At 68.3% G+C, this 19,728-nt stretch carries 19 protein-coding genes; 17 read left to right on the top strand and 2 right to left on the bottom strand.

The genetic code is table 11. From position 1 onward, the window contains the following. Positions 1-8 precede the first annotated feature (8 nt). Positions 9-1,454 carry a non-oxidative hydroxyarylic acid decarboxylases subunit C gene (locus tag G406_RS0133785; protein WP_028937227.1) on the top strand — a complete coding sequence of 482 codons (1,446 nt, stop codon included), beginning with the start codon at positions 9-11 and terminating at the stop codon, positions 1,452-1,454. Continuing rightward, entirely contained in the window at positions 1,447-1,677 is a 231-nt protein-coding gene (locus tag G406_RS59470; RefSeq protein ID WP_028937226.1) for a non-oxidative hydroxyarylic acid decarboxylases subunit D, read from the top strand. The genes G406_RS0133785 and G406_RS59470 overlap by 8 nt, the downstream gene beginning before the upstream one ends. A gap of 179 nt (positions 1,678-1,856) precedes the next feature. On the opposite strand, the gene G406_RS0133775 is transcribed toward G406_RS59470, so the two are convergent. Next, positions 1,857-3,380 carry an AMP-binding protein gene (locus tag G406_RS0133775; protein WP_037080123.1) on the bottom strand — a complete coding sequence of 508 codons (1,524 nt, stop codon included), beginning with the start codon at positions 3,378-3,380 and terminating at the stop codon, positions 1,857-1,859. A 162-nt stretch (positions 3,381-3,542) separates the two neighbouring features. Here G406_RS0133775 and G406_RS59585 point away from each other — a divergent pair, with 162 nt between their 5' ends. The 9 genes from G406_RS59585 to G406_RS0133730 all read left to right on the top strand — a co-directional run bounded on the left by G406_RS59585 (position 3,543) and on the right by G406_RS0133730 (position 11,174). Beyond that, positions 3,543-3,653: a putative leader peptide gene (locus G406_RS59585; protein ID WP_342666263.1), complete on the top strand. Its 111-nt coding sequence runs from the start codon at positions 3,543-3,545 to the stop codon at positions 3,651-3,653. Between the two features lie 128 nt (positions 3,654-3,781). Next, the gene (locus G406_RS0133765; RefSeq protein WP_028937224.1) at positions 3,782-4,699 is read left to right on the top strand and encodes a TauD/TfdA dioxygenase family protein; all 918 of its coding nucleotides are present in this window, start codon (positions 3,782-3,784) and stop codon (positions 4,697-4,699) included. Then, positions 4,696-5,721, top strand: a complete 1,026-nt coding sequence (locus G406_RS0133760; RefSeq protein WP_028937223.1) for an ABC transporter substrate-binding protein — start codon at positions 4,696-4,698, stop codon at positions 5,719-5,721. Before G406_RS0133765 ends, G406_RS0133760 begins: the two co-directional genes overlap by 4 nt. Before the next feature lie 33 nt (positions 5,722-5,754). Beyond that, positions 5,755-6,540 (top strand): ABC transporter ATP-binding protein, encoded by a 786-nt coding sequence (locus G406_RS0133755; RefSeq protein ID WP_037080122.1) that lies wholly within the window; start codon positions 5,755-5,757, stop codon positions 6,538-6,540. Then, entirely contained in the window at positions 6,524-7,327 is an 804-nt protein-coding gene (locus tag G406_RS51625) for an ABC transporter permease (protein ID WP_084216643.1), read from the top strand. The genes G406_RS0133755 and G406_RS51625 overlap by 17 nt, the downstream gene beginning before the upstream one ends. Before the next feature lie 223 nt (positions 7,328-7,550). Beyond that, entirely contained in the window at positions 7,551-8,717 is a 1,167-nt protein-coding gene (locus G406_RS51620; RefSeq protein WP_051343068.1) for an acyltransferase, read from the top strand. A 19-nt stretch (positions 8,718-8,736) separates the two neighbouring features. Further along, complete coding sequence (locus G406_RS0133740) at positions 8,737-9,090, top strand: VOC family protein (protein ID WP_028937221.1); 354 nt, start codon at positions 8,737-8,739, stop codon at positions 9,088-9,090. A 90-nt stretch (positions 9,091-9,180) separates the two neighbouring features. Continuing rightward, entirely contained in the window at positions 9,181-9,612 is a 432-nt protein-coding gene (locus tag G406_RS51615) for a hypothetical protein (protein WP_037080351.1), read from the top strand. Further along, positions 9,609-11,174 (top strand): GMC family oxidoreductase, encoded by a 1,566-nt coding sequence (locus tag G406_RS0133730; protein ID WP_028937220.1) that lies wholly within the window; start codon positions 9,609-9,611, stop codon positions 11,172-11,174. Before G406_RS51615 ends, G406_RS0133730 begins: the two co-directional genes overlap by 4 nt. A 237-nt stretch (positions 11,175-11,411) precedes the next feature. On the opposite strand, the gene G406_RS0133725 is transcribed toward G406_RS0133730, so the two are convergent. Then, entirely contained in the window at positions 11,412-12,839 is a 1,428-nt protein-coding gene (locus G406_RS0133725) for an aminotransferase class I/II-fold pyridoxal phosphate-dependent enzyme (protein ID WP_084216589.1), read from the bottom strand. A gap of 67 nt (positions 12,840-12,906) precedes the next feature. On the opposite strand from G406_RS0133725, the gene G406_RS0133720 reads away from it, so the two are divergent. The 6 genes from G406_RS0133720 to G406_RS0133695 all read left to right on the top strand — a co-directional run bounded on the left by G406_RS0133720 (position 12,907) and on the right by G406_RS0133695 (position 19,699). Further along, positions 12,907-13,749 (top strand): nitrilase-related carbon-nitrogen hydrolase, encoded by an 843-nt coding sequence (locus G406_RS0133720; protein ID WP_028937218.1) that lies wholly within the window; start codon positions 12,907-12,909, stop codon positions 13,747-13,749. 11 nt (positions 13,750-13,760) lie between these two features. Then, a complete protein-coding gene (locus G406_RS0133715) occupies positions 13,761-15,041 on the top strand; it encodes an aspartate aminotransferase family protein (RefSeq protein ID WP_028937217.1) in 1,281 nt (426 codons plus the stop codon). Between the two features lie 73 nt (positions 15,042-15,114). Continuing rightward, a complete protein-coding gene (hydA, locus tag G406_RS0133710) occupies positions 15,115-16,506 on the top strand; it encodes a dihydropyrimidinase (protein ID WP_028937216.1) in 1,392 nt (463 codons plus the stop codon). Positions 16,507-16,521: 15 nt separating this feature from the next. Further along, positions 16,522-17,517, top strand: a complete 996-nt coding sequence (locus tag G406_RS0133705; RefSeq protein WP_028937215.1) for a TIGR03842 family LLM class F420-dependent oxidoreductase — start codon at positions 16,522-16,524, stop codon at positions 17,515-17,517. A 39-nt stretch (positions 17,518-17,556) separates the two neighbouring features. Further along, positions 17,557-19,068: an NCS1 family nucleobase:cation symporter-1 gene (locus G406_RS0133700; protein WP_028937214.1), complete on the top strand. Its 1,512-nt coding sequence runs from the start codon at positions 17,557-17,559 to the stop codon at positions 19,066-19,068. 103 nt (positions 19,069-19,171) lie between these two features. Beyond that, complete coding sequence (locus tag G406_RS0133695) at positions 19,172-19,699, top strand: MarR family winged helix-turn-helix transcriptional regulator (RefSeq protein WP_028937213.1); 528 nt, start codon at positions 19,172-19,174, stop codon at positions 19,697-19,699. Positions 19,700-19,728 lie beyond the last annotated feature (29 nt).

The raw sequence follows: 19,728 nt of genomic DNA, 5'->3' as shown, positions 1-19,728 counted from the left end.
GAGGTGCGATGGCGTACGACGATCTTCGTGAGTTCCTCGCGGCGCTGGAGAAGGCCGGTCAGTTGTTGCGGATCACCGAGCAGGTCGACGCGGAACCCGACCTCGGTGCCGCGGCCGCCGCGGCGGCCCGTCTCGGCGACGCGGCGCCCGCTCTGTACTTCGACGACATCACCGGATTCACCGAGCCCAGGGTCGCGCTGAACGTGCACGGTTCGTGGGCCAACCATGCGATCGCTCTCGGTCTCACGCCGAACACCTCGGTGAAACAGCAGGTCGCCGAGTTCGCCAGGCGCTGGGACGACTTCCCGACGCCCACGCGGCGCCGCGACGACCCGCCGTTCCTGGCGAACACCCGCACCGGCGACGACGTCGACCTGTTCGACGTCCTGCCGCTGTTCCGGCTGAACGTCGGCGACGGTGGGTTCTTCCTGGACAAGGCCGCGGTGATCTCCCGCGACCCGGAGGACCCCGAGCACTTCGGCAAACAGAACGTGGGGATCTACCGGCTGCAGGTCAAAGGCCCCCGCACACTGGGGCTGCAGCCGGTACCGATGCACGACGTCGCGCTGCAGCTGCGCGTCGCGGAAGAGGCAGGCCACGACCTCCCGGTGGCGATCGCGCTCGGCAACGACCCCGCCGTCACGATCGCGGCCGGGATGTCGCTCGGTTACGACCAGTCCGAGTACGAGATGGCGGGCGCGCTACGTGGCGAACCGGTGCCACTGGCCACCGCGCCGCTGACCGGCCTGGACGTCCCGTGGGGCTGCGAGGTGCTCATCGAGGGGCGCATCCTGGGTGGCCGCCGCGAGTTCGAGGGCCCGTTCGGTGAGTTCACCGGCCACTACTCGGGCGGAAGGAACATGCCGGTCGTCGAGATCGACCGGATCCACCACCGGACCGACCCGATCTTCGAGTCGCTCTACCTCGGCATGCCGTGGACCGAGCTGGACTACCTGATCGGGCCGGCGACCTGCGTGCCCCTGCTGCGTCAGCTGCGCGCCGACTTCCCCGAGGTGCAGGCGGTGAACGCGATGTACACGCACGGGCTGCTGGCGATCGTCTCCACCCGGCGCCGGTACGGCGGCTTCGCCAAGGCGGTCGGCCTGCGCGCGCTGACCACGCCGCACGGCCTCGGCTACTGCAAGATGGTGATCATGGTCGACGAGGACGTCGACCCGTTCAACCTCCCCCAGGTCATGTGGGCACTGTCCACCAAGGTCAACCCGGCTGGCGACCTGGTGCAGCTGCCCAACATGCCGGTCGTGGCGCTCGATCCCAGCGCGATCCCGCAGGGCATCACCGACAAGCTCGTCATCGACGCGACCACGCCGGTGGCTCCGGACGCGCGCGGCCACTTCGACCAGCAGGTCATCGACCGGCCGGAGACCGCCGCGTGGGTGCGGCGGCTGACCGACATGCTGGAGCACCAGGCAGGAGGACGGAACCATGGCTGACCAGCCCGAATGCCCCCGGTGCGAGTACACCCAGGTCGAGCACCTCGCGGACTCCCCGGTCCCGGGCACCTGGAGGGTCTGGTGCTGCCGCCGCTGCTTCTACGCATGGCGCTCCACGGAACCCCTGGTGAACACAACGGCGGACTACTACCCGGCCCCCTTCCGCCTGACCGAGCAGACCTTGTCCGACGCAAAAAACGTCCCACCCCTCCCTCCCTCGTGAGTGATGAGGCCGTCTACCGCGAAGCGGCGCCGAAGGCGTAGCCGGAGTGGGCACTCACGACAGCTTTTCCGTCGTGAGGGTCCAGTCCGGCTATAGGCGGCCTCATCACTCACGAGGGACCCCGAGGCGGTGCACTCTCTGCACGCGGTCGGGACCACAGACGCTCAGGCCGGGTCCACTCACGAGGGGCGGTAGCGGTCTCGCAGGCGGCGTTTGAAGAGCTTGCCGGACTCCTCGCGGGGCAGGTCGCGGTCGATGACGACGACCTTGGGGGCCTTGTACCCGGCGAGGTTGGTCCGCACGTGCAGCCGGATGTCGTCCTCGGTGAGGCCTGAGGCGGGGTCGGTGTCCACGTGGGCGGCGAGCGCCTCTCCGTACTCGGGATCCGGGATGCCGAACACCGCGACGTCGCGTACCCCGTCCAGCAGGATCAGGCACTGTTCGATCTCCGCCGGGTAGATGTTGACCCCGCCGGAGATGACCATGTCGTTCTTGCGGTCGCTCAGGTACAGGAAACCGTCGTCGTCCAGCCTGCCGATGTCGCCGAGCGTGAGGTAGCCGTCGCGGTCCATCGCCCGGCGCTTCTCGTCGTTGCCGATGTAGGTGAAGTCGGGCCAGCCGTCGGCGGTCTTCACGTAGACCTCGCCGACCTCCCCGGTCGACGCCTCCGAGCCGTCCTCCCGGAAGATGCGGATCGACGTGCCGGACATCGGGTGGCCGACCGTGCCGGGGTGGGCGAGCCACTCGGCCGAGTCGCAGCACACCACCGCGCCGCTCTCCGTGCCGCCGTAGTACTCCAGGACGATCGGCCCGAGCCAGTCGATCATCTGCTGTTTGACCTCGGGTGAGCACGGCGCGGCCGCGTGCACGATCGCGGCCAGCGAGGACAGGTCGAACGAGGCCCGCTGTTCGTCCGGCAGCGCGAGCAGTCGCACGAACATGGTGGGCACCATCTGGGTGTGCTCGATGTGTTCCCGCTCGATGGTGGCCAGCATCTCCACCGGGTCGAACCGGGGCATGATCGTCAGGTCGTGGCCGGTGGCGAACGCGCCGAGGGAATGGGAGTTCGGCGCGGTGTGGTAGAGCGGCGCGGGCACCAGGGTGCGCATGCCCGGCTTCAGCCCGAACGCCGCGAAGATCTGCTGGACGAACCGCGCCCGGTCCTCCGGCGGCTGGGGATGGCGCAGGACGCCCTTGGGTTTGCCGGTCGTACCCGAGGTGTAGATGACGCTCATCGGGGTCGCGACCGGCTGGTCGATGCGCTCGGTCTGGCCGGCGAGCCATTCCTCGAGCTCCGGCCGGTCCGACGGGGCCCATCCGTCCAGCCGGTACGCCTTGCGCAGCGCATCGGACGGGGTCACCTGGATCAGCGGGATCGGCTCACCGAGCGCCGCCTCGACCGTCGGCAGCAGGTCGCTGTGCACGAAGGCGGCGACCGCGCCGCTGTCGGTCAGCAGGTAGTTCAGCTCCTCGCCGCGCCAGTGCCAGTTGACCGCGATCGGAACGGCGCCGAGGAGGCCGATGCCGATGCTGATCTCGATGAACTCGATGTCGTTGCGGAGCACGATCGCCACCCGGTCGTCCGGTCGGACGCCGAGCCCGGCGAGACCGGCCGCGATCATGGACGCACGGTCCAGTGCCTGCTCTCTGGAACGGGTCCGATCCGCGCACCTGATCATCGGCGAGGCTGCTGACACGACCATGGGCCCTCCGCTCGTTCCGTGTGCGCTCATGCAACCAACATCGGGGCCTCGGCGCCAGGGCGGGTGTCCCATGTGATGGGACAAACTCTACTCATTTGGTTGAGATTGTGTTTGACTGCGTGTCCCAGCCGAAATGAGCTCGATCAGCAGGAGGTGGCCGGCGTGTTCGATCTTTCCGCGATCCGCGTGCGGCCCGCCTGCCGCGATCCGCGACTGGTCGCGAGATTGCACGTCGACCTGCACCGGCTGGCCAGCGCCATCTGTCCGAACTGACGGTTCTTACCGCTCGGTCGCAGGTCAGGCCCTAGTTCTCACGGTCGCGTATTCGTCGCGACCGATTACTTGCCGTGCCGTTCTCAATTCGCACGGTGTCACGTCATGATAGAGAAACGGAGTTCTTCGTGAGCACGGTGGAAACAATTCTGGATGTTCGCAAGGTCGCCGGAGTGATCGGTGCGGAGATCACCGGTGTGCACCTGTCCGGTGACCTCGAGGACGCCGCTGTAGCGGCCGTGCGCGCGGCGATCCTGGAACACCGGGTGGTGTTCGTGCGCGGACAGGAGCATCTGACCGACGCGGAGCAGGCGGCGTTCGCCCGCAGGCTCGGCGACCTGACCACGGCGCACCCGACGATCAGCGGCGCCGAGGGCGCGCGCAACGTGCTGCCGGTCGACTCGGAGCACGGCAACAAGGCGAACAGCTGGCACACCGACGTGACCTTCGTGGACCGCCCGCCGTCGTTCTCGCTGCTGCGCGCGATCGTGCTGCCGCCCTACGGCGGCGACACCTCCTGGGCCAACACCGTCACCGCCTACGAGAGCCTGCCGCCGGTCCTGCAGAGGCTCGCCGAGCAGCTGTGGGCCGAGCACACGAACGACTACGACTACGCCACCAGCCACGGCGTCACCGAGCTGACCGAACAGCAGGCCGCGCACCGCGAGGTGTTCGTCTCGACGGTCTACAAGACCGAGCACCCGCTGGTCCGGGTGCACCCGGAGACGGGGGAGAAGGCGCTGCTGCTCGGACAGTTCGCGCAGCGGTTCGTCGGGGTGAACGGCACGGACTCGGCACACCTGATCGCGCTGTTCCAGGACCACGTGACGCGGCTGGAGAACACCGTCCGCTGGCAGTGGCAGCCCGGTGACATCGCCATCTGGGACAACCGCACCACCCAGCACTACGCGGTCACCGACCACGGCGACCTGCCGCGTCGCCTGCACCGCGTCACCGTCGTCGGCGAGGTCCCGGTCAGCGTCGACGGCCGCCCCAGCATCGCCAGGCAGGGTGACTCCACCGCGTACACCGCAGCGGGTTCGTGAACCGACTGCTCCTAGCGCTCGCCGCTCCCCTGACGCTGATCCTCGTGGCGTCCTGCGCCGGGCCGGGGGTTGCACCCCGGTCCGGCGTGGCGGAGCGGCAGCAGGCCGTCATCCGCTACCAGGGCCAGGTCGGGCAGGTGACCTTTCCCGAGCTGGCGGCGGACCTCGGCTACCTGGACGGGGTGAGGCTGCACTGGATCGGCAACTTCACCAGCGGCCCGCAGGACATCCAGGCGGCGGTCACCGGTGACACCGATGTGGGCGGCGCGTTCAACGGCTCGATCCTGCGGCTCGCCGCCGCCGGCGCGCCGATCACCGCGGTGATCGGCTACTACGGAATCGACGAGAAGACCCTGACCGGCTACTTCGTCCGCGATGGCAGCCCGATCCGCACCGCGCGGGACCTGATCGGCAAGACGGTCGGGGTGAACACCCTGGGCGCCCACTACGAGGACGTGCTGCGGATCTACCTGGCGAAGAACGGCCTGACCGAGCAGGAGATCAACTCGGTGCAGCTGGTGGTCGTGCCACCGATCTCCGCGGAGCAGGCGCTGCGGTCCGGACAGCTCGACGTCGCGGTGCTGCAGGGCATCTACCGGGACAAGGCACTGGCCAGGGGAGCGGTGCATCCGGTCTTCACCGACTACGACCTGCTCGGCACCTTCACCGCGGGCAGCTATGTGCTGCGCAACGACTTCATCGCGGCCAACCCGGACACCGTCCGCCGGTTCGTGGCCGGTACCGCGCGGGCGATCACCTGGGCGCAGCAGCACCCGAGGGACGAGGTCGTGGCACGGATGAAGCAGATCGTGCGGCAGCGGGGCCGCGCGGAGAACACCGACGCGCTCGACTACTGGCACAGCACCGGCGTCGCACTGCCCGGTGGGGTGATCGCGCGCACGGAGTTCGGCACCTGGCTGGACCGACTGCGCGCCGACGGCCGCATCACCGGATCGTCGGTCGACCTGAACACCCTCTACACCAACCGCTTCAACCCGTACGCCGCACCGACGCAGCCCTGACACCACCCTCGCGGGCAGGTTCGAGGAGACATCATGAGTAGTGGCATCGCGCTCGAGGGCGTGACCAAGAAGTTCGGCGAGGTGACCGCGCTCGACGGCATCTCGCTGGAGATCCGGCCGGGCGAGCTGATGGCGGTCGTCGGACCGAGCGGCTGCGGCAAGTCGACCCTGCTGGACCTGCTCGGCGGGCTCACGAAACCGAGCGGCGGGTCCATCTCGATCGACGGCCGACCGGTGACCGGACCGGGCCTCGACCGGGGTGTGGTGTTCCAGCAGTACGCGCTGCTGCCGTGGCGGACCGCGCGGGGCAACGTCGAGTTCGGGCTCGAGGCCAAGGGTGTACACAGGTCCGTCCGGGCCCGGCTGGCGTCGGAGTACCTGGACCTGGTGGGACTGTCCGGGTTCGAGCGGCGTTACCCGCACGAGCTGTCCGGGGGCATGAAGCAGCGCGTGGCGATCGCCCGCAGCCTCGCGTTCGACCCGGAGGTGCTGCTGATGGACGAACCGTTCGCGGCGCTGGACGCCCAGACCCGGGAGACCCTGCAGGACGAGCTGCTGCGCATCTGGTCGCGCACCGGCAAGACGATCGTGTTCATCACACACGGCATCGACGAGGCCGTCTACCTGGGACAACGGGTCGCGGTGCTCAGTGCGCGCCCGGGCCGGGTCCAGGAGATCATCGACATCGACCTGCCGTCGCGCGGCGAACACGAGGACGCCCGTTCGGGCATCGAGTTCGCCCGCTACCGCCACCGCGTGTGGACTGCGTTGCGCGGCGGCGAGGTCGCGGAGGTGGTCGGTGTTGGCCGCCACGGTTGAGCTGACACCTACCGAGTCGCGGGCGGCACCGAGCGCCGGCTGGCCGGGGCGGCTGCTGCGGCGCGGCACCGCGATCGTGCTGTTCCTGCTGATCTGGGAGCTGGTGCCGAGATCGGGCCTGGTCGACCGGGTCTTCCTGCCGCCGTTCAGCCAGGTAGCGGCTGCCTGGTTCACCCTCGTCGGCAACGGCCAGCTGCCGTTGCATCTCGGCGCGAGCCTCGCCAGGTCGGTGACCGGGCTCGGTCTCGCGGTGCTCGTCGCGGTCCCGCTCGGTGTCCTGGTCGGCTGGTACCGCCCGGTCGCCGAGGCGCTCGAACCGCTGCTGGAGTTGTTCCGCAACACCGCCGCGCTGGCGCTGCTCCCGGTGTTCGTGCTGCTGCTCGGTCTCGGTGAGACGTCGAAGGTGTCGCTCGTGCTGTTCGCCTGCGCCTGGCCGATCCTGCTCAACACGGTCAGCGCGGTCCGCACCGTCGACCCCTTGCTGATCCGTTCCGCCCGGTCACTGGGACTGTCCGCGCCGAGCCTGTTCTGGAAGGTCGTGCTGCCCTCGGCGGTGCCGACGCTGTTCACCGGTATCCGGCTCGCGGCCGCCGCGTCGATCATGGTGCTGGTCGCGGCCGAGATGATGGGTGCGAAGGCCGGGCTCGGCTACCTGATCAACTCGTCCCAGTTCAACTTCCAGATCCCCCAGATGTACGCCGGGATCGTCACGATCTCGTTGCTGGGGGTGGTGATCAACCAGGCTCTGGTGGCCGTGGAGCGCCGCTTCTCCCGCTGGCGCGCCTGACCCGATTGGGCCGTTCAGGGCTCACGCATAGCTGAACCTCAGTGTGTTCTCAATCCCGTGACCGACGATCATGTCAGGCAACGCCGTGTTTCGAGTGACGAAATTTCGGTAATTGCTGGTCAAGGGGTGTGCGGCTGTCTCGGGGTTGGATGGCCGCGGTGTGCCGGCCGTCGCGACGCTTCAGTACTGTCGACCGGTCGGCGGGGAGAACCGGGAGATCTGAGTGACCGAGGTCGTGCAGCGAGCCAGGTCGGCCACCGATCACGTCTACCCGGTCGACATGGTTCGGGCACTCACGTTCGGCTGTGTCATCGCGGTGCACACGATTTCCACGGTCAACGCGGTCTACAGCGTTCCGTGGAACGGCGCCGTCATGCTGCTGCACTTCACCCGCGAAGCCTTCTTCGTGCTGACGGCGTTCGTGCTCACCAGCCGCTACCGGCTCGACCCTGTCCGCCCGCGACCGTTCTGGCGACGCCGGTTCCTGCTCGTCGGCGTTCCGTACCTGGTGTGGTCGGTGATCTACACCGGGCTCGGCTGGGTGACCGCGCCCGTCCCGGCGACCGCCGAGCTAGGGGTCCTGGTTCGCAACATCGCGACCGGGACCGCCTGGTTCCATCTGTACTTCCTGCTCATCTCGTTGCAGTTCTATGTGCTCTTCCCGCTGTTCCAGCGGTTGCTGCGGGCCACGCGGGGGCGCCACACCTGGCTGGTCGCAACGAGCGCGGTACTCCAGGCGCTCACCTACCTGTGGTTGCACGATCCCGCTCCGGTCGGGGTGAAGGCCGCCGTGCTGCCCTACGCCGGGGTGTGTTTCCTGAGCTACCAGTTCTTCCTGGTCGCCGGTGGTGTCGCCGCGCTGCACCGGGCACAGCTGGAGGCCTGGCTGGTGACCCACCGGCGCTGGGTGCTGAGCGCGGTGGTGGTCACCGGGCTCGTCGCCGAGGGCCGCTACATCTGGTCGGTGACCCATGGCGCGACGGCCGAGTTCGCGGCCGACGTCTTCCAGCCGGTGATCGCCGTCTGGTCGGTCGCCGTCGTGGCGGCGATCTACACCGTCGGGGTGAGATGGGCGATGCGCCGCGACGACGGGCGTTTGTCCCGGTTCGTCGAGCGGGCCTCCGACCGTTCCTTCGGTGTGTTCCTGGTCCATCCCACGATCCTCTGGGCGCTGACCGTCGCCGGACCGACGTCACCAGCCGCGTACCTGCCGGCGCCGTTGTCGAGCCTTGCGGTGTATCCGGTCGCGGTGCTGGGTGCGCTCGCGTTCGTCGAGATCATGCGCCGTACCCCGTTGAGTCTGGTCCTCACCGGCAAACGGTGGATGCGGACGCCTCGCCCCGCGCCGGAACCGATGCGCCGGGCGGAACCGGTGGGCGCCCGGTCCTGAGCGGGGCGATACTGGATTCATGGCGGACCAGGAACAGCCCGCGAAGATCGGGAACGTGCTGCATCCGGTCGGTGACGTGGGCGCGGCGATCAGCTTCTACCGCGACACGTTCGGCTTCGGACTGAAGTTCGCCGACGGCGACCGTTACGCGGCGCTCGACGCGGGCGGCACGACCCTCGCGCTGGCCAGCCCGGAGGACGACATCACCGGCGGCATCGTGTCGGCCTCCGTCAAGGTCGCCGACGTCGGCCAGGCGGTGGAGGCCGTTGTAGCAGCCGGCGGCACCGTGGTCCGCGCCCCCGAACAGGGCCCCCACGAGGTGGCGGCCCTGGTCAGGGACCCCTGGAACAACCTGATCATCATCTACGGCTAACCAACCCGTCTCATGATGAGACTCCGGTGTGGGCTGGGGCACAGCAGGCTGGCGATCACCAGCGGTCAGTTGTGCGAAGGGCGGGTGCTCATGAGTCTGTTGTCGACCGTCGACCGGACTACGTTGATCCAGGTTGTCCGAACGATGTTTCCGCATGCCTCGTGTCCGGACGGGCCCTACGAGCGGACCGCGGACGAGGTGATCGCGGCGGCCGAACAGAGCCCGCGTTCCCTGGCGCAGCTGTGCCAGGGCCTGGCGGATCTGAACGTTCTGCGTGACGTGCCGTTCGCCGAGCTCGACCCGCAGACCGCGTTGACCGTGCTGCGCGGGGTGCAGGACACCCCGTTCTTCGGGGTGATCCTGGGGACCGCTGTGGTCAAGTTCTACGACGACCACGAGGTGTGGGAGTTGCTGGGTTATGAGGGAGCCTCGTTCGGCCAGGGCGGATACCTGAACCGGGGCTTCGACGACCTGGATTGGTTGCCCAATCCCGCTGTCGAGTTCGAGGAAGGTGCGGCATGACCCGGTTCGACTACGACGACGAAGACGTGGTGGTGATCGTCGGCTCCGGCGCGGGCGGCGGGACACTCGCCAACGAGCTGTGCCAGCGCGGTTTCCGGACCGTGGTGCTCGAGGCCGGTCCGCACCTGACCGCCGACGACTACACCAACGACGAGTGGGAGGCGTTCAGCCAGATGGCATGGCTGGACCGCCGGACCTCGTCCGGCACGTTCCAGCTGCAGAAGGACTTCCCCGAACTGCCAGCGTGGATCGTGAAGGCGGTCGGCGGGACGACGACCCACTGGGCGGGTGCCTGCCCCCGGTTCAAGCCGCACGAGCTGTGTGCCCGGACGACCTACGGCTCGTTGGACGGCACGAACCTGCTCGACTGGCCGATCACGCTCGGCGAGCTGGAGCCGTACTACGACAAGGCCGAGATCAAGATGGGTGTCACGCACACCCACGGTCGACCGCCGCTGCCGGCGAACAACAACTACAAGGTGTTCGCCAACGGCGCGAAGAAGATCGGTTACCGCCAGGTGGCGACCGGCCCGTACGCCACCAACGCCGAGCCCTACGACGGCCGCCCGGCGACCGTGCAGGACGGGTTCAACTTCCAGGGCGACAAGCAGGGCTCGAAGTGGTCGACGCTGGTCGCGGAGCTGCCGAAGGCGGAGAAGACCGGCAACCTCGACCTGCGGCCGAACAGCCACGTCGCGCAGATCCTGCACAACAGCAAGGGCCGCGCGACCGGCGTGCTCTACGTCGACGGCGACGGGAACCTGCAGCGTCAGCGGGCCTCGGTGGTGTGCGTCGCGGGCAACTCGCTGGAGTCGCCGCGACTGCTGCTGCTGTCCGCATCCGCGCTGTTCCCCGATGGTTTGGCGAACAGCTCCGGGCAGGTCGGACGCAACTACATGCGGCACACGACCGCGACCGTGTGGGGCCAGTACGACCGGCCGGTGCGGATGTACCGGGGCGAGACGATGGCCGGTGTCATCTGCGACGAGTCCCGGCTCGACACCGACCGCGGCTTCGTCGGCGGCTACTACATGGAGACGATCGCGCTCGGTCCGGCGTTCTTCTCCTCGTTCGTCGCGCCGGGTGGCTGGGGTCCGGACTTCGCGGCCTACCTCGACGACTACAACAACACCGCAGGCATGTGGGTCGTCGGCGAGGACATGCCGAGGGAGACCAACCGCATCACGCTGGACCCGAGCGTTGTCGACCAGCACGGGTTGCCGGTCGCGCACGTGCACTTCGACGACCACCCCAACGACGTGGCGATGCGTGAGCACGGCAAGGCGCAGGGGCGCGCGGTCTACGAGGCGGTCGGGGCGAAGCGGATCATCCAGACCCCGCCGTACCCGTCGACGCACAACCTGGGCACCTGCCGTATGAGCGAGCGCCCCGGCGACGGCGTGGTCAACCGGTACGGCAGGGCCCACGACGTGCCGAACCTGTTCATCTCCGACGGCAGCCAGTTCACCACGGGCGCGGCGGCCAACCCGACGATGACGATCGTGACCCTGGCGATCCGTCAGGCGGAATACATAGCAACAGAGTTCAAAGCCTCATCGTGAGTGGCAAGGCCGTCTACCCCGAAGGGGCGCCGAAGGCGTAGCCGGAGTGGGCACTCACGACAGCTTTTCCGTCGTGAGGGTCCAGTCCGGCTATAGGCGGCCTTGCCACTCACGAGTCGACGGCGAAGCCGAGATGCCTTGGAGCCGGGCACGGGCTAAGTCGGGTACGGGCTTAAGCCGGGTACGGGCCTGCGCACCGACGGAGTGCAGCCCGTCGGGCCTCGGACACGAGGGGGTTTAGCGGCGGAGGGCGTGGGGGCGGTTGCGGGCGGCCGATGCCAGTGCGTCCGCGATCGAACCCGCGTCCGACACCGACAACCCGGCCGTGGTGATCCGCAAGTAGTCGCTGTCCAGCGGCGCCGCGAGGAACGGCCGCCCCGGTGCGGCTCCGATCCCTTGCGTGGCCAGCACCACCAGTGCATCCCGTTCGCCGGCCACCGGTAGCCACAGGTTGAACCCGTCCCCGGCGAGCACCTCGATCCCGCGCTCGGCAAGCGCGTCCACCAGCGCCTGACGTCGCTGCGCATAGACGGTGCGCGCGGTGTCGATCGCGGCGGTGCACCGGCTGTCGGACAGCATGTCGGCCAGCAGCTGCTGCAACAACCGGGACGACCACGCGGGCCCCAGGTTGCGCCGCGCGATGACCGGCTCGATCAGCTCATCAGGTCCGCCGATGGCGGCCAGTCGTAGGTCAGGGCCGTACGCCTTGGAAAAACTCATGATCGACACAGTGCGTTCGGGCAGGTGCGCGGCGAGACTGACCGGTTCCGCCGCCGCGACCGGACCCGCGTGGTCGTCCTCCACGACGATCGTCGACGGCGCGTCCGCGCGTAGCACCGCGGCGAGATCGGCGGCCCGTGCCCGGCTCATGCTGGCGCCGGTCGGGTTGTGTGCCCGAGGCTGGAGCAGCAGCACCGTCGGCTGGTTCGACGCGAGCGCGTCGCGCAGTGCGTCGGGACGCATGCCCTCGCTGTCGATGCCGACCGCGACCGGCTGCGCGCCGATCAGCTCCAGCATGTCCAGGAACGGCGGGAACGTCGGGTTCTCCACGAGCACCCGGTCGCCGAGGCGCAGGACGCTGGTCAGCACCCGGTCGACCGCGTCCAGCGACCCGTCGACGACCGTGACGCGCTCGGGCTCGTGCACCTCGCGCCACGCCGAACGGATCATCCTCTCCAACTGGGGCAGGACCGGCGGGTCGAGGTAGCCGGACAGCCCAGGGCCTCGCCGACCGCCGGGGGTGAGCTCGGGCAGCGGCGGCAACAGCGCCGGGTCCGGCACGCCGGCCGACAGGTCGATCGCGAACTCGCCAGCTGTCCCGGCGATGCGCCAGAACCGGCTGGGCCAGCCGGCGTGCAGACCGTCGGTGACGAACGATCCGTTGCGGCCGTGCGTGCGCACCGAGCCGATCCGGACCAGCGAGCGCCATGCCTCGTTCACCGTGGTCGGGCTGATCCCCAGCGCCGAGGCGAGCGCCCGGACGGTGGGCAAACGCGACCCGGCGGCCAGCTCACCGGACTTGATCAGGCGGTTGACGGCCGCCGCGATGCCGGCGGCGGAGTGGTCGTCCGTCGCCGCCGCTATTCGAGCGACCTCGGCTTGAATCGGACTACTCCCTTCCGGCGATGCAAGTAGAGCGCGAATGATCTGTAACAAAGTGACCATTGCCACAGCTCAACGCAAACAATATCGTCCCTGTTCTCTAGTCGGGTAGCTCGATCGGGGAGTTGATATGCCGAATCTCGTCCGTGCAGCGCTGGTGCAGGCCAAGTGGACCGGCGACGCCGCCTCCATGGTGGACGCGCACGAGCAGTACGCGCGGGCCGCCGCCGCGCAGGGCGCCAAGGTCATCGGTTTCCAGGAGGTGTTCAACGCTCCCTACTTCTGCCAGGTGCAGGAGGCGGAGCACTACCGCTGGGCGGAACGGGTGCCGGACGGCCCGACGGTGCAGCGGATGTGCGCACTGGCCAAGGAGCTCGGCATGGTGATCGTCGTGCCGATCTACGAGATCGAGGACTCGGGCTTCTACTACAACACCGCCGCCGTGATCGACGCCGACGGCCGGTACCTCGGTAAGTACCGCAAGCACCACATCCCGCAGGTCAAGGGCTTCTGGGAGAAGTACTACTTCAAGCCGGGCAACCTCGGCTGGCCGGTGTTCGACACCGCCGTCGGGCGCATCGGCGTGTACATCTGCTACGACCGGCACTTCCCGGAGGGCTGGCGCGCGCTCGGTCTCGCCGGCGCGCAGCTGGTCTACAACCCGTCGGCGACCAGCCGCGGCCTGTCGTCCTACCTGTGGAAGCTCGAGCAGCCGGCCGCCGCCGTGGCCAACGAGTACTTCGTCGCCGCGATCAACCGCGTCGGGGTCGAGGAGTACGGCGACAACGACTTCTACGGGACCAGCTACTTCGTCGACCCGCGCGGCCAGTTCGTCGGGGACGTGGCCAGCGGCGACGCCGAGGAGCTGGTCGTGCGCGATCTCGACTTCGACCTGATCGACGAGGTCCGGCAGCAGTGGGCGTTCTACCGGGACCGCCGCCCGGACGCCTACGGCCTGCTGACCCGACCCTGAGGGGGAACCACATGAGCGTCCACGCCGAGCTGTTCAAACGCCGCCAGGCGGTCATGCCGTCCTGGCTGTCCACCTACTACGCCGAGCCGATCGACATCGAGCGGGGCGAGGGCCGGCACGTCTTCGACGCCGAGGGCAACCGCTACCTCGACTTCTTCGGCGGCATCCTCACCACGATGACCGCGCACGCGCTGCCCGAGGTCACCGCCGCGATCTCCGAGCAGGCCGCGAAGATCCTGCACACCTCGACGCTGTATCTGAACCGGCAGATGGTCGAGCTGGCCGAACAGATCGCCGAGCTGTCCGGCATCGATGACCCGAAGGTCTTCTTCACCGCCAGCGGTACCGAGGCCAACGACACCGCGCTCATGCTGGCGACCGGCTACCGCGCGTCCAACCAGGTACTGGCGCTGCGCAACAGCTACCACGGCCGGTCGTTCTCCTCGGTCGCCATCACCGGCAACGCCGGCTGGTCGCCCACCAGCCTGTCGCCGGTGCAGACCTACTACGTGCACGGCAGCCGCCGTCGCGGCACGCCGTTCGCGCAGCTGTCCGACGCCGAGCTGACCGAGGCGTGCCTCGCGGACCTCGACGACGTGCTCGGCCAGGTCAAGGACAACGTGGCCTGCCTGATCGCCGAGCCGATCCAGGGTGTCGGTGGTTTCGCGATGCCGCCGGACGGGCTGCTCGGCGAGTTCAAGAAGGTGCTCGACCGACACGGCATCCTGTGGATCTCCGACGAGGTCCAGACCGGCTGGGGCCGCACCGGCGAGCACTTCTGGGGTTGGCAGGCGCACGCCGTCGACGGCGCGAAACCGGACATGCTGACATTCGCCAAGGGCATCGGCAACGGTCTGTCCATCGGCGGTGTCGTGGCCCGCGCGGAGATCATGGACAGCGTTTCGTCCAACTCGATCTCCACGTTCGGCGGTAGCCCGATCACCATGGCCGGCGCGCTGGCGAACCTGCGCTACGCCGTCGACAACGACCTTCAGGGCAATGCGAAGCGGATCGGCCAGGTGCTGCGCACGACGCTCGACGAGGCCGAGGGGCTCTCGGTGGTCGAGGAGATTCGCGGCCGTGGCCTGATGATCGGTATCGAGCTGACCAGTGCCGAGGCGGCCACCGACGTCCTGGAGTACACGCGCGAAGGCGGTCTGCTGATCGGCAAGGGTGGTCTGCGCGGCAACATCCTGCGCATCGCCCCGCCGCTGTCGCTGACGGCCGAGGAAGCGGCGGAAGGCGGCGCGATCCTGGTCGAGGCCCTGCGCAAGGCCGGAGGAACCCCGTGAGTGGCGAGTGGTCCTCTGGGACCACTCCGCACTCACGGCTCGTGACCAGGGAAAACGCGACTGGAGGCGCGGTATGAGCACGACGCTGATCAAAGGTGGGCTGGTCATCTCGGCGACGGACGAGGTCGTCGCCGATGTGCTGGTCGACGGTGAGAAGGTCGCTGCGCTGCTGGCGCCCGGCTCGGGGCTCGCCGAGAGTGCCGACCAGGTGATCGACGCGACCGGTAAGTACGTCATCCCGGGAGGCGTCGACGCGCACACCCACATGGAGATGCCGTTCGGCGGCACGTACGCGGCCGACACGTTCGAGACCGGCACGGCGGCCGCCGCGTGGGGCGGCACCACGACGATCATCGACTTCGCCATCCAGAGCGTCGGGCACTCGCTGCGCGAGGGCCTGGACGCCTGGCAGGAGAAGGCACAGGGCAACTGCGCCATCGACTACGGCTTCCACATGATCATCTCGGACGTGCACGAGCAGTCCATGAAAGAGATGGACGTGCTGGTCGGCGAGGGTGTCACGAGCTTCAAGATGTTCATGGCCTACCCCGGCGTCTTCTACTCGGACGACGCCAAGATCCTGCGCGCGATGCAGCAGGGGACCGCGAACGGCGCGCTCACCATGATGCACGCGGAGAACGGCATCGCGATCGACCTGCTGGTGCAACAGGCGCTGGCGAAGGGCCAGACGGACCCGCGCTACCACGGCGACGTGCGGCACGCGCTGCTCGAGGCCGAGGCCACCCACCGGGCGATCCAGCTGGCCAGGGTCGCCGGCTCGCCGCTGTACATCGTGCACGTCTCGGCTGCCGAGGCCGTCGCGGAGATCGCCCAGGCCAGGGACAACGGCCTGTCGGTGTTCGCCGAGACCTGTCCGCAGTACCTGTTCCTGTCCACCGACAACCTCGCCGAACCGGACTTCGAGGGCGCCAAGTACGTGTGCTCGACGCCGCTGCGCCCGAAGGAACATCAGACGGCACTGTGGCGCGCGCTGCGCACCGACGACCTGTCCGTCGTGTCCACCGACCACTGCCCGTTCTGCTTCAAGGGACAGAAGGAGATGGGCATCGGCGACTTCTCGAAGATCCCGAACGGCATGCCGGGTGTCGAGAACCGGGTCGACCTGCTGCATCAGGCGGTACTGGACGGGCACATCAGCCGGCGCCGCTGGGTCGAGCTGGCCAGCACCGCGCCGGCCAGGATGTTCGGCCTGCACCCGCGCAAGGGCACGATCATGCCTGGCGCGGACGCCGACATCGTGGTCTACGACCCGGCCGCCGAACAGGTCATCTCCGCCGAGACGCACCACATGAACGTCGACTACTCGGCCTACGAGGGCAAGCGCATCACCGGCAAGGCCCAGACCGTGCTGTCCCGCGGTGAGGTGATCGTGCACGACGGCCAGTACTCGGGCCGCCCCGGGCGAGGCAACTATCTGACCCGTTCCACCTGCGACTACCTCTAGCAGAGAGGACCAGACATGGACTTCGGCATCGTCCTGCAGACCGACCCGCCCGCCTCTTCGGTGGTCGAGCGGATGGTTCGCGCGGAACAGCAGGGCTTCACCTACGGCTGGACGTTCGACTCCTGCGTGCTCTGGCAGGAACCGTTTGTCATCTACTCCCAGGTGCTCGAACACACGACGCACCTGAAGGTCGGGACGATGGTCACCAACCCGGCCACCCGCGACTGGACTGTCACCGCGTCGACCTTCGCCACGCTCAACCAGATGTTCGGCAACCGGACCGTGTGCGGCATCGGACGGGGCGACTCGGCGGTACGGGTGACCGGAGGCAAGCCGAACACCCTCGCCACGCTCGGCCGTTCGATGCACGTCATCAAGGAGCTGGCCGAGGGCCGCGAGGTGGACCTGGACGGCACCGCGGTGCGGCTGCCCTGGGTCGCCGACGGCGAGCTGCCGGTCTGGATGGGTGCCTACGGTCCGAAGGCGCTGGCCATGGCCGGTGCACAGGCCGACGGATTCATCCTGCAGCTGGCCGATCCGTACCTCACCGAATGGATGGTCAAGCACGTCCGGGACGCGGCGGCGGCGGCAGGCCGCGACCCCGACTCAGTCACCATCTGCGTCGCCGCGCCCGCCTATGTGTCCGACGACGTCGAGCACGCGCGCGACCAGTGCCGCTGGTTCGGCGGCATGGTCGGCAACCACGTCGCCGACCTGGTCACCCGCTACGGCGAGGGCTCCGACCTGCCGGCCGAGCTCACCGAGTACATCTCCGGCCGTGAGGGTTACGACTACAGCCACCACGGCCGTGCCGGCAACCCCAGCACCGACTTCGTGCCGGACGCCATCGTCGACCGGTTCTGCCTGATCGGGCCGGTGGAGGCGCACATCGAGAAGCTCACGCAGCTGCGGGAACTCGGTGTGCATCAGTTTGCTGTGTATGACATGCACGACGCCAAGGACGAAACAATCGACGCCTACGGTGAGCACATCATTCCCGCTCTGAGTTGAACGAACCCCCGTTGGAAGCAGCCCGAGTGAGGCACTGACATGGTGATCAAAGAAGCAGGAGATGCCCAGAGCCGCGACGCCGATGGCCGCGTGGACCTGGTTGATCGTTCCGAGTTCGCCGGCAGTCGCTTCGCCAACGAGGAGCTGCTGCCCACCACGCTCGCCGAGCGGAAGTGGACGACCTACAACTACGCGGCGCTGTGGATGGGCATGGCGCACAACATCCCCAGCTACCTGCTGGCCTCCGGGCTGGTGGCGCTCGGGATGGACTGGATCCAGGCGTTCCTGACGATCACCCTGGCGAACATCATCGTGCTGGTCCCGATGCTGCTCAACAGCCACGCGGGCACCAAGTACGGCATCCCGTTCCCGGTGTTCGCCAGGGCGTTCTACGGACTGCGCGGCGCGAACCTGCCCGCGCTGCTGCGTGCGTTCATCGCGTGCGGCTGGTTCGGCATCCAGACCTGGGTCGGCGGTCAGGCGATCTTCGTCATCATCGGGAAACTGTCCGGCGACGGCTGGACGAAAGCGGCGGCGTTCGGCGGGCACCCGTGGACGATGTGGCTGTCCTTCGGGGTCTTCTGGGTGATCCAGATGGTCCTGATCTGGCGTGGCATCGACGCGCTGCGGCGGTTCGAGAACTGGGCTGCGCCGCTGGTGACGGTTGCGTTCCTGGCGCTGTTCATCTGGATCGTGGTGAAGATCGGCGGCTTCGGGCCGATCTTCGACCAGCCGTCCAAGCTGGGCTGGGGTGCTGACTTCTGGACCGTGTTCGCGCCCTCGCTCATGGGCATGATCGCGTTCTGGGCGACGCTGTCGCTCAACATGCCGGACTTCACCCGGTTCGGCGGCAGCCAGCGCAAGCAGATCCTCGGCCAGATCTACGGTCTACCCACCACGATGGCCTTCATCTCGATGATCTCCATCGTCGTCACCTCGGGCACGATCGTGCTGTACGGCCAGGCGATCTGGGACCCGGTGGAGGTGGCCAGCCGGTTCTCGAGCCCGGTCGCGGTCGTCATCGGCCTGGTCATGGCGGTCATCGCGACGATCTCGGCGAACGTCGCGGCCAACGTGGTGAGCCCGTCCTACGACTTCGCCAACGCGATGCCGCGCTGGCTGAACTTCCGCACGGCCGGCCTGCTGACCGGCGTGATCGGCATCGTCATCCAGCCGTGGCGGCTGGTCTCGGACCCGCACACCTACATCTTCACCTGGCTCGGGTTCTACGGCGGCGTGCTGTCGGCCGTGGCCGGTGTGCTGATGGCCGGCTACTGGGTGCTCGCCAGGACCCAGCTAGACCTGGCGGACCTGTACCGCCCGACCGGCCGGTACTGGTTCACCGGCGGCTGGAACTGGCGCGCGGTGGCCGCCACCGTGATCGGCGCGCTGTTCGCGGTGGGCGGCGCCTACTCGGCTCCGGGCACCGGCCCGTTCCCGGCGGACGGCCTGATCCCGCTGTTCAAGCCGTTCTACGACTACAGCTGGGTGGTCGGCCTGATCGTCGGCATGGTCATCTACGCGGTCCTGTCCCCGCGCCGCAAGGTCTAAGGCTCGTGAGTGTTGAGTATGGCCATAGCCATACTCAACACTCACGAGGTTTAGTTTACGTGTGAACTAAGTTGTCGTCCGCGAGAACGGGTAGGGTCGCGCGATGGCGGCGGACGACGAGCTGGACTTCTGGGCCTTTGTCGAGGTGGCGAACCGTCGGCTGGCCACCGAGTACGGGTTCGAGCACCAACTGGCGACCGAGGTGCTGCTGAACCTCAACCGCGCCTCGAACATCGTCACCTACGACCTCGAAGCGACCGTGCACCGCCCGAGGGGGCGCTCCTGGTCGGGGTTCCGGCTGCTGTTCGTCATCTGGCTCGCCGGTCCGCTCGAGTCGAAGGCCGCGGCGACCTTGACCGGTATGAGCAGGGCCGCGGTGTCGAACCTGACCAAGTCGCTGGTCGCGAGCGGCATGCTGGACCGGATACCGAGCGCGCACGACGGCCGCTCGGTGCATCTCTCGCTCACCGCGAAGGGCCGCGAGGAGATGATCGCGGTCTTCCGCGAGCACAACGAGCGCGAGCACGAGTGGACGAGCGCGCTGACCGAGGCCGAACAGCGTGTACTGATCATGCTGCTGGGGAAGCTCATCACGAACCGGGACCGCTCGAACTTCCGTGGCCGCAACTGAGAGCGGGTTCCCAACGCGAGCTAATTAGT

The sequence above is a fragment of the Actinospineispora spinosispora DSM 44797 genome, from assembly GCF_000429025.1.
In the GTDB taxonomy this organism is placed as follows: domain Bacteria; phylum Actinomycetota; class Actinomycetes; order Mycobacteriales; family Pseudonocardiaceae; genus Pseudonocardia; species Pseudonocardia spinosispora.
Note: the sequence above shows the minus strand (reverse complement) of the source record. Positions and strands in the feature narration are given on the sequence as shown.